At 69.6% G+C, this 9,311-nt stretch carries 10 protein-coding genes and 1 other RNA gene; all 11 read left to right on the forward strand.

The genetic code is table 11. The features are described from left to right. Nucleotides 1-105: 105 nt before the first annotated feature. The 11 genes from ABS78_RS07240 (at nucleotide 106) to ABS78_RS07290 (ending at nucleotide 9,310) form a co-directional block, all read left to right on the forward strand. On the forward strand, nucleotides 106-759 hold the full coding sequence (locus tag ABS78_RS07240) for a hypothetical protein (RefSeq protein WP_293376528.1): 654 nt from the start codon (nucleotides 106-108) through the stop codon (nucleotides 757-759). A 111-nt stretch (nucleotides 760-870) separates the two neighbouring features. Beyond that, nucleotides 871-1,557, forward strand: a complete 687-nt coding sequence (locus ABS78_RS07245; RefSeq protein ID WP_293376530.1) for an energy transducer TonB — start codon at nucleotides 871-873, stop codon at nucleotides 1,555-1,557. Between the two features lie 330 nt (nucleotides 1,558-1,887). After that, on the forward strand, nucleotides 1,888-3,093 hold the full coding sequence (locus tag ABS78_RS07250) for an acyl-CoA dehydrogenase family protein (protein ID WP_293376532.1): 1,206 nt from the start codon (nucleotides 1,888-1,890) through the stop codon (nucleotides 3,091-3,093). A 146-nt stretch (nucleotides 3,094-3,239) separates the two neighbouring features. Further along, nucleotides 3,240-3,650 (forward strand): endonuclease domain-containing protein, encoded by a 411-nt coding sequence (locus ABS78_RS07255; protein ID WP_293376534.1) that lies wholly within the window; start codon nucleotides 3,240-3,242, stop codon nucleotides 3,648-3,650. 7 nt (nucleotides 3,651-3,657) lie between these two features. Continuing rightward, nucleotides 3,658-4,800 (forward strand): acyl-CoA dehydrogenase family protein, encoded by a 1,143-nt coding sequence (locus tag ABS78_RS07260; protein WP_293376536.1) that lies wholly within the window; start codon nucleotides 3,658-3,660, stop codon nucleotides 4,798-4,800. Nucleotides 4,801-4,993: 193 nt separating this feature from the next. Beyond that, nucleotides 4,994-5,887, forward strand: coding sequence for a DMT family transporter (locus ABS78_RS07265; RefSeq protein WP_293376538.1), 894 nt, complete (start codon nucleotides 4,994-4,996; stop codon nucleotides 5,885-5,887). After that, on the forward strand, nucleotides 5,884-6,612 hold the full coding sequence (locus ABS78_RS07270; protein WP_293376540.1) for an N-acetylmuramoyl-L-alanine amidase: 729 nt from the start codon (nucleotides 5,884-5,886) through the stop codon (nucleotides 6,610-6,612). Before ABS78_RS07265 ends, ABS78_RS07270 begins: the two co-directional genes overlap by 4 nt. A 51-nt stretch (nucleotides 6,613-6,663) precedes the next feature. Continuing rightward, nucleotides 6,664-7,059, forward strand: an RNA gene (gene rnpB, locus ABS78_RS07275) — RNase P RNA component class A. Nucleotides 7,060-7,446: 387 nt separating this feature from the next. Beyond that, entirely contained in the window at nucleotides 7,447-7,914 is a 468-nt protein-coding gene (locus ABS78_RS07280) for a division/cell wall cluster transcriptional repressor MraZ (protein WP_293376542.1), read from the forward strand. Next, nucleotides 7,911-8,855: a 16S rRNA (cytosine(1402)-N(4))-methyltransferase RsmH gene (gene rsmH / locus ABS78_RS07285; protein ID WP_293376544.1), complete on the forward strand. Its 945-nt coding sequence runs from the start codon at nucleotides 7,911-7,913 to the stop codon at nucleotides 8,853-8,855. The genes ABS78_RS07280 and rsmH overlap by 4 nt, the downstream gene beginning before the upstream one ends. Further along, nucleotides 8,852-9,310, forward strand: a complete 459-nt coding sequence (locus tag ABS78_RS07290; protein WP_293376546.1) for a cell division protein — start codon at nucleotides 8,852-8,854, stop codon at nucleotides 9,308-9,310. The genes rsmH and ABS78_RS07290 overlap by 4 nt, the downstream gene beginning before the upstream one ends. Nucleotide 9,311 lies beyond the last annotated feature (1 nt).

Consider the following 9,311-nt stretch of genomic DNA (forward strand, 5'->3'; position numbering starts at 1 on the left):
CGGTCGCACTGCTCGGACGGCGAGGGGCGGACGGCGAGGGATTGAGGCGAGCGACCCTCCAACCTTAAGCTCAGGCCGGGTTTGCGGGGATGGGGGCGGAAGCGGATGTGGCTGGCGGCTATGCTGGTGCAGGCGGCTGCGCCGTCCTGGGCGCCCGACGACCCCAACCGGATCACCGAACCCGACTGGGACAAGCGCCCGCCGCCGGCTGTGGCGTCCCGCTACTATCCGAAGGCGTTGGCCCAGGAGGGCGGCGGCGCGAGTCTGGAGGCCGTCTGTATCGCCGGCCCGGACGGGATGCTGAACGACTGCCGCATCGTGGAGGACAGCCGTCCCGGCCTCGGCGGCGGCGAGGCGCTGTTGCAGATCCTCGGCCTCTATCGCCTGAAGCCTGTGGATCGGTCCGGTCGCCCGGTGGCGGGGCGGCCCCTCCACTTCCGCATGCGCATGCACCCTCCGATCGTCTTCGCGCGGGCCGAGGGCGGCTGGGAGATCCTGCAGGACCCGTACGCCTGGGACGACGCGTATCCGAAGGCCGCCCTGGCTGCAGGCGTTTCGGGCGACGCCACGGTGGCGTGCCGCGGGAAGAAGGGCGCGCGCCGCATCTACTGCACGGTGGAGGCCGAGGCTCCCGAGGGGCAGGGCTTCGGCGCGGCCGCGCTCGAACTCCAGAAGCGGATACTGGTCAAGCCGCCGCGGGCGGGGGCCGGGACGGACCTGCGAATGACCCTGTCGTTCCGCGCGCCGCCGGCGCCGTGAGCCTGCGAACGGCGGAGGCCGGCTGGACGGCGCACCCGTCCGCCATCGGCGCCATTGGAGATTGAGGCCCCGGGTCGTTCAGCCCTAAGCTTCAGCTTGGGGAGAACCAACATGATCGCAGTTCTGGCCGCCGCGCTTCTTCAGGCGGGGTCGGCGCCGGCCGCCAGCGCCGCGTCTCAGCCCATCGCCACCGCCAACGTGGACTGGGTCCGGCGGCCCTCGGGCGAGGACATGGCCCGTTTGTACCCGGCGAAGGCCGCGCGGGAAGAGGTGGAGGGGCGGGCGACCATTTCCTGCAGTGTCTCCGGAGAGGGGACGCTGGTCGGTTGCACCGTCGTCGCCGAGGAGCCCGTCGGTCACGACTTCGGGGCTGCCGCCATGGGCCTGAGCACCTTGTTCCGGATGGGGCCTCAGACAAAGGATGGACAGCCGGTGGCCGGCGGGACCGTGCTTATCCCGATCCGGTTCATACTGCCGAAAGGTCCATCCGCGGAGGGGCCGCAGAGCGTCGAGGCCATAACGCGATGCTACCGTGTCGCCGCTGGAGATCTGGAGAAATCCCCGGCGGAACAGACCCTGCAACCGCCGTTCTTCGTGTGGCGCATGATGCTCGAACTGAGGCTCTTGTCCGAGAAGCTCTCGCCGTCGCAGATCGACGCCCGCCTCCGGTCGCTATCGTCCGACGCCAGGCCGCCGACGGCCAGCGACCGCGCGGCCTGCGAGGGTATGCTGCCGTCCAACATGGCGGCGGGCTTCGGGTCGATGCTCGACGTCATGGGCAGGATCCCCGTGCGCTGAGCAAGCTTCGTCGCGCCATCGACACGAACTGAGCGCCGGCGGCGCGTCGCCCAAGCTCCAGGAAGGAGGCTCGCATGATCGCAATCCTGGCCGCCGCAGCGCTTCAGGTCGGGGCGCCCCCGGCCGATGTGGGTTCGGCGGGCGCCGTCGGAGGGCGGGATCGTCACCGTGCCCATCTACTTCGATCCGCCGAAGCGAACAAAAATCGGAGTCATGATTCCGATTTTGTTGACGCTGACGTCAGCGTCATCTTTTCTTCCCCGCGCGTCCATGCGTATAGGGTCGGCGAAACCGATACGGCGTAAGCCGCCCAAGCTTCCGGAGGATCCGATGAACCTCGACTTCACCCCCGAAGAGAACGCCTTCCGCGACGAGGTCCGGACGTTCATCAAGGACAACTATCCCGCCGAACTGCGCAAGGCGCAGGACGAGGGCCGGGCGCTGACCAAGGAGGAATACCTCCTGTGGCACAAGGTGCTGGCCAAGAAGGGCTGGGTGGCGCCGAGCTGGCCGAAGGAACTGGGCGGCACCGACTGGACGCCCACGCAGAAGTACATCTGGTCGGAAGAGACCGCGCGCGCCGACTGCCTGGGCCTGATGCCCTTCGGCCTCTCGATGCTGGCGCCGGTGCTCTACACCTTCGGCACCGACGAGCAGAAGAAGCGGTTCCTGCCGGGCATCTACAACGGCGAGGTCTGGTGGTGCCAGGGCTACTCCGAGCCGGGCGCCGGGTCGGACCTGGCCTCGCTGAAGACCCGGGCCGAGCGGGTGAAGGGCGACGACGGCAAGGAATACTACATCGTCAACGGCCAGAAGACGTGGACGACCCTTGGCCAGCACGCCGACTGGGGCTTCTTCCTGGTCCGCACCGATCCCGACGCCAAGCCGCAGGCGGGCATCTCGTTCCTGCTGATCGACATGAAGACGCCGGGCATCACCGTACGCCCGATCATCACGCTGGAGGGCGGGCACGAGGTCAACGACGTGTTCCTCGACAATGTGAAGGTGCCGGTCGAGAACCGCATTTTCCACGAGAACCAGGGCTGGACCTGCGCCAAGGCGCTGCTGGCGCACGAGCGCAGCGGCATCGCCGGCGTGGCGCGCTCGAAGCGCAATCTCGAGAAGGTGCGCGAGATCGCCGGCACCGAGCGGTCGGACACCGGATCGGCGCTGCTGGCCGACGCCTTCTTCCGCCGCAAGGTGGCCGAGCTGGAGATCGACCTTTCGGCGCTGGAGTTCACCGAGCTTCGGACGCTGGCCGGCGAGTCGAGCGGCAAGGGGCCCGGCCCGGAAAGCTCGATCCTCAAGATCAAGGGAACCGAAATCCAGCAGCGGCTCCAGGAGCTGGCGCTGGAGGCGGTCAGCCACTACGGCGCGCCGTTCCTGCGCGACCTGCGCGGCTCGAACGTGAGCGTGGGCCCGGACTACGCCGACGGTCTCGCCGGAGAGATGTTCAACGGCCGCAAGACCTCGATCTACGGTGGGTCCAACGAGATCCAGCGCAACATCATCGCCAAGGCCGTCCTGGGGCTCTAAGGCGGGTGGTCGTGCGGGCGCGGAAGATGATGCCACCCTCCAAGCCCCTCCCCCTTGCGGGGAGGGGTTGGGGTGGGGGTGTCGACCCCAACCTCCGCGATTGCACCCCCACCCCCGGCCCCTCCCCGCAGGGGGGGAGGGGAGGCATGAGGTTGGAGCGCACGCCGGGAGCGATCCACAAGTCCGATCGCGCTGAAAAAGCCGCGCGTCGGATGCGCCGCGAGCCGACCTACTCGGAGCGGGCGCTGTGGAAGGTTCTGCGCAAGAGCGACCTCCATTTCCGCCGCCAGGCTCCCTTCGGCCCGTACACCGTGGACTTCGTCTGCCATCGCCACCGGCTCATTGTCGAACTGGATGGCGGCGTGCACGACCTGCCTTCGGTTGCGGCCCGCGACACGGCGCGCGAGGCTTGGCTGACAGGGCGCGGCTATCGGGTTATTCGCTTCCGGAACAGCCAGCAGCCCGATGAGATCCTTCAGGTGATCCATGCGCGGATCAGCGCGGACACCCCCACCCCTAACCCCTCCCCGCAAGGGGGAGGGGAACTCATGGAGTAAGCGCCCCGTGGATTTCAGCTTCACCGAAGAACAGTCGATGCTGCGCGACACGGTCGCCAGCTACCTGGCCGACCACTACGACTTCGACAAGCGTCGCGCCGTCGTGACCAAGGAGCCGGGCTGGCGGCCCGAAGTGTGGAAGGCCTTCGCCGAGGAGTTGGGCATCCTGGGCGCGCCGTTCTCGGAGGACCTGGGCGGCCTAGGCGGCGGCCCGATCGAGAACATGATCGTGATGGAGGAGTTCGGTAAGGCGCTGGTCGTCGAGCCCTACCTCGGCACGGTGGTGATCGGCGGCGGCTTCCTGAAGCATTCGGGCCATGCCGGCGCGGCCGACCTGATCGGCGGCATCATCGGGGGCCAGAACATCCTCGCCTTCGCCTACGCCGAGCCCAAGGGCCGCTACAATCTGGCGGCGCTGGAGACCACGGCCAAGAAGGACGGCGCGGGCTGGGTTCTGAACGGTCACAAGGCCGTGGTGATCGGCGCGCCGTTCGCCACGCACCTGATCGTGACCGCCCGGACGTCGGGCGGCCCGCGCGACGCGGGCGGGATTTCGGTGTTCCTGGTCGAGAAGGGCGCCAAGGGCGTGTCGACCCGCGACTATCCGACCGTGGACGGCAATCGCGCCTCGGAAGTGTATCTGGAGAACGTGTCGGTGGGCGCCGACGCCCTGATCGGCCCGGCCGACGGCGGCCTGCCGCTGATCGAGAAGGTGGTGGACGAGGCGATCGCCGCCACCTGCGCCGAGGCCTGCGGCGTGCTGCGCAAGCTGCACGAGGGCACGCTGGAATACACCAAGCAGCGCAAGCAGTTCGGCGTGCCGATCAGCTCGTTCCAGGTGCTCCAGCACCGGATGGTCGACATGTTCATCAACCTCGAGCAGTCGATCTCGATGACCTACATGGCCAATATCAAGGTCACGGACGACGCCGAGCGCGCCAAGGCCGTCTCCGCGGCCAAGGTGCAGATCGGCAAGGCCTGCAAGTTCGTGGGCCAGAACGCCATCCAGCTCCACGGCGGCATGGGCATGACCGACGAGATGGCCATCGGCCACTACTTCAAGCGCGCCACCATGATCGAGGGCGCGTTCGGGTCGGTCGACCACCATCTGGCCCGCTACGAGGGCCTGAGCCTGGGTCAGGCGGCGTAGGCTTCGCCACGATTTCGGACATGACGGCCGTCCCGCCCGCGCGGGGCGGCCGTCTTCGTTTCCGGGCCGGCGGGCTCGCCCGGGCTCCGCATGGGGCGTTCGCGACACACATGGACCGCCTCGACACCGGCCCGGGGCGGTTCTTCCGGGCCTGAGGTTGCGGACGAGGGGGGCGGCGCCCTAGCTGGACGTCATGGCCCCCCGCGACTTCGGCCTGCTCATGGCCATGTGCCTGGTCTGGGCGGTCAACAACATCGTCTCGAAGTATGTGGTCAGCATCCTGGACGTGCCGCCGCTGTTCTATGCGGCCGCGCGGTTCGCGATCCTGGCGGCGCTGCTGATCCCGTTCCTGCGCCCGGCGCCGCGACCGCTCTGGCGTCTGATGCTGGCGGCCTTCCTGATGGGCGGCGGCAATTTCGGCCTGATGTTCGTGGGCCTGAAGTACTCCACGCCGTCGGCCGCGGCGGTGGTGTTCCAGCTCGGCATGCCGATCACGCTCCTGCTGTCGGTGGCGTTCCTGGGCGAGCGGATCCGGTGGCGCCGCGCCCTGGGGGTCGCGCTCACCTTCGCGGGCGTGCTGACGGTGATGTGGAATCCCGACGGCGTGGCGCTCTCGACCGGCCTGCTGCTGGTCGCCGGCGCCACGCTGATGTCCAGCGTGGGTGTCATCCTGACCAAGCAGATCGAGGGCATGCGCCCGCTGACGTTCCAGGCCTGGGTGGGGATCACCTCGGTGGTCCCGATGGCGGCGCTCTCGCTGATCCTGGAGCCGGGGCAGGTGGAGGCCGCGCTGGGCGCGGGCTGGACGTTCTGGGCCGCGCTGCTCTTCTCGGCGCTGATCGTCTCGCTGGGCGCCCACACCGCCTATGTGATGCTGCTCCAGCGCTACGAGGCGAACCTGATCTCGGCGTTGATCCTGGTGACGCCGCTGGCCACTATCGCCCTGGGCGTGGCGCTGCTGGGCGACCCGTTCGGGCCGCGGATGGCGATCGGCGGGCTGCTGGCCCTGGCCGGCGTCCTGATCATCGTGCTCCGGGGCAACCGGATGATGGCCCTGCTGCTGGCGATGCGGAACCGCGACTCATGACGACCTTCATCGAAGCCCCTTCGCCGAACTTCGACGCGCGCACGGCGCCGCCGAGCATGATCGTGCTGCACTACACCGGCATGCAGAGCGGGGAGGCGGCGCTCGCCCGCCTCCGCGACCCCGAGGCCAAGGTCTCGGCGCACTACCTCGTGGAGGAGGACGGCCGCGTCTTCCGGCTGGCGCCCGAGGAACGGCGGGCGTGGCACGCCGGCGTCTCGTACTGGCGCGGGCGGCGCAACGTGAACGCCGACTCCATCGGGATCGAGATCGTCAATCCCGGCCACGAGTGGGGGTACCGGCCCTTCCCAGAGGTCCAGGTGGCGGCGGTGATCGCGCTGATGGCGGACATCCGGAGCCGGTGGACGATCGAGGATCGCGACATCGTGGGCCACTCCGACGTGGCGCCGGCGCGGAAGGATGACCCCGGCGAGCTGTTCCCCTGGAAGCGGCTGGCGGAAGCGGGGCACGGCCTCTGGGCCGAGGCCCCGCCCGCGCCGGGCGCGCCGATCGGCGAGGGCGAAGAGGGCGCGGCCGTCTTCGCGCTCCAGGCCGGCCTCACGCGGCTAGGCTACGACCTGCCGCCGTCGGGGGCCTTCGACGGCGACACCGCGACGGTGGTGCGCGCCTTCCAGCGGCACTGGCGGCCCGAGCGCGTGGACGGGGTCGCCGACGGCGAGACCCGGGCGCGGCTGATCGCGCTGCTGCGGCTGGCGTCGCTCCCTTAGTCGGACGGGAGGGTTGACTCCGTCATCCGGTTCTCCACTTTCCGCGACGGATCAGACGGCCGGGCGGTCGCGGGCGAAAGCTCGAGGAAAGTCCGGGCTCCACGACGACATGGCGGTGGGTAACGCCCACCGGGGGTGACCCCAGGGATAGCGCCACAGAGAGCAGACCTCCTCCGCTTCGGCGGAGGGAAGGGTGAAAGGGTGCGGTAAGAGCGCACCGGGCCGCTGGTGACAGGGGCCGCATGGCAAGCCCCGCCAGGAGCAAGACCGAATAGGGGTCCCGCGCCGGCCAGGTCCTTCGGGAAACTGGCGGGTAGGAGCGTCGCCGCTCCGAGGGACCCGGGTAGGTCGCGAGAACCGGCCGGTGACGGTCGGTCCAGAGGAATGGCCGCCGCGTCCTGCGCAAGCAGGGCGGCACAGAACCCGGCTTACAGGCCGTCTGATCTTCTTTCCTTTCCCACGCAGTGAGAGCGGGGGGGGGAGGGAAAGCCTCCTCCACGAAATTGCGATCTGATCTGCTGAGCGTGTAGGGCGATGATCTCTCCGCCCTGCCGGCCGCTTCCCCTCTCCACCACACCCTCTTCGGGGCGCGGTCCCCCTCTCCCGCTTCGCGGGAAAGGAAGGCGTTAACTATTCGTACCAAGTATGTTCTGTGGATAAATCTTGGACCTTCAAGATTTCCCGCTGGATCGCCTGCGAAATCCCATTCGAGGTCAGCAAGTGTCATTGAAACCCATTAGGTCCCATGTTAACCCAATAACCATTCGCTAACCAAAGCGGCGGGTCGGGGCGCTGGCTGGCAGGGTTGGCGAGGGGCAGGGGGTCTGGGCCGGGATGTTTCTCTCGACCTTCGAGAAGCAGCTGGACGCGAAGCGGCGCATCGTTGTGCCGCAGGACTACCGCGCCGCGCTCTCGGGGCCGGTGGATGGCGTCTTCCTCTTCCCCTCGATCCGCTCCGACTGCCTGGAAGGCGGCGGCCAGGCGCTGTTCGACCGCTACGGCGCGGTGGCCGACGAGCTGGAATTCGGCGACGAACTGCGCGACTCCATCGAGCGCAACGTGTTCGGTGAAATGCAGCGTCTGAGCTTCGACACCGCGGGCCGCATCACGCTGCCCGAAAGCCTGTGCGAGCAGTACGGCCTGACCGACTGGGTGGCGGTGGTGGGGCTGCGCGACCGCTTCGAGATCTGGGAGCGCGACGCCTATCGCGCCCAGCGCGCGGCCGACCGCGAGCGCGCCCGCGCCGGGCTGGCCGAGATGCGCGCCCAGCAGCGTCAGGCCCGGATCGGAGGCGCGGCATGAGCGCCGAGGTCCGCGCCCCCCATGTCTCCGTCCTGCTCGGCGAGGTGGTCGAGGCGCTCGCGCCCGCCCCAGGCGAGACCATCGTGGACGGCACCTTCGGCGCGGGCGGCTACGCCCGCGCGATCCTGGCGACGGGCGCGAAGGTCGTGGCTTTCGACCGCGACCCTACGGTCCGTCGCTTCGCCGCGGGATTTCCGGACGACCGCTTCCGCCTGGTGGAAGCGCGATTCTCGGAAATGGACGCGGTGCTGGGCGAGGGCCATGCCGACGGCGTGGCCCTCGACCTCGGCGTCAGTTCGATGCAGCTCGACGAGGCCGCGCGCGGCTTCTCGTTCATGCACGACGGTCCGCTGGACATGCGCATGGGCGGCGACGGTCCCACCGCCGCCGACCTCGTCAACACGGCCGACGAGGCCGAGCTGGCGCGGATCATCTTCGTCTACGGCGAGGAGCGCGAGAGCCGCCGGATCGCCCGCGCCATCGTGCGCCGGCGCGATGAGCAGGCCTTCACCCGAACGCTCGAGCTGGCCGAGTTCGTGGAACGCGCCCTGGGCGGGCGGCGCGGGGCCAAGATCCATCCGGCGACGCGCACGTTCCAGGGTCTCCGGATCGCGGTGAACGACGAACTGGGCGAGCTGGAGGCTGGCCTGGCGGCCGCCGAGCGCGTGCTCAAGGCGGGCGGGCGGCTGGCGGTGGTGACCTTCCACTCGCTGGAGGATCGCATCGTGAAGGCGTTCCTGGGCGAGCGGGCGGGGCGGACGGCCGGCGGTTCGCGTCACGCGCCGCCCGTGGCGGCGACCGCCGAACCCAGCTTCCGGCTGCTGTTCAACGGCGCGCGCGGGCCGGGCGACGACGAGGTGAAGGCCAATCCCCGCGCCCGCTCGGCCAAGCTGCGAGCCGCCGTGCGCACCGAGGCGCCGGTCTGGAGGGTGGCGGCATGAGCGTGTTCACGCGCAAGGTCCGCGGCTTCCGCCTGATCGACCTCGTGGGCGTGGGCCTGCTGGTGATGGTGGTCCTGGGCGTCTACCTCGCCAAGACCATGGCCGGTCGCGAGCGCGCCGAGATCGCGACGATCGAGCGCCAGATCAAGGCCGAGGCCGCCCGCATCCGCCTGTTGCAGGCGGAGGTGGCGCACCTGGAGCAGCCGGGCCGCCTGGAGCGCCTGTCGGTGGTCTATCTGAAGATGGAGCCGGTCGGCGCGAACCGCGAGGCCAGCGTGGACCAGATCGTGGACGTGGCCCGCGCCGGCCCGCCCAAGAAGGCCAAGGCGGTGTCGGCGGTGGCGGCGATGGTCAACGGGACGGGCGTGATCCCGGGCGTGCCTCCGCCCCCGCCGCCCCAGGCCTATCCCGTCCGCGTGGCCGAGGCGCCCGCCGAACCGGGCGTGGCGCCATGAG

Source organism: Phenylobacterium sp. SCN 70-31 (assembly GCF_001724605.1).
Classification (GTDB): Bacteria; Pseudomonadota; Alphaproteobacteria; order Caulobacterales; family Caulobacteraceae; genus Phenylobacterium.

Excerpts from the sequence above, each read along its gene's own strand:
- ABS78_RS07240 (WP_293376528.1), top strand. The coding sequence starts at position 106 with ATGTGGCTGGCGGCTATGCTGGTGCAGGCGGCTGCGCCGTCCTGGGCG.
- ABS78_RS07245 (WP_293376530.1), top strand. The coding sequence starts at position 871 with ATGATCGCAGTTCTGGCCGCCGCGCTTCTTCAGGCGGGGTCGGCGCCG.
- ABS78_RS07250 (WP_293376532.1), top strand. The coding sequence starts at position 1,888 with ATGAACCTCGACTTCACCCCCGAAGAGAACGCCTTCCGCGACGAGGTC.
- ABS78_RS07255 (WP_293376534.1), top strand. The coding sequence starts at position 3,240 with ATGAGGTTGGAGCGCACGCCGGGAGCGATCCACAAGTCCGATCGCGCT.
- ABS78_RS07265 (WP_293376538.1), top strand. The coding sequence starts at position 4,994 with ATGGCCCCCCGCGACTTCGGCCTGCTCATGGCCATGTGCCTGGTCTGG.
- ABS78_RS07270 (WP_293376540.1), top strand. The coding sequence starts at position 5,884 with ATGACGACCTTCATCGAAGCCCCTTCGCCGAACTTCGACGCGCGCACG.
- ABS78_RS07280 (WP_293376542.1), top strand. The coding sequence starts at position 7,447 with ATGTTTCTCTCGACCTTCGAGAAGCAGCTGGACGCGAAGCGGCGCATC.
- rsmH (WP_293376544.1), top strand. The coding sequence starts at position 7,911 with ATGAGCGCCGAGGTCCGCGCCCCCCATGTCTCCGTCCTGCTCGGCGAG.
- ABS78_RS07290 (WP_293376546.1), top strand. The coding sequence starts at position 8,852 with ATGAGCGTGTTCACGCGCAAGGTCCGCGGCTTCCGCCTGATCGACCTC.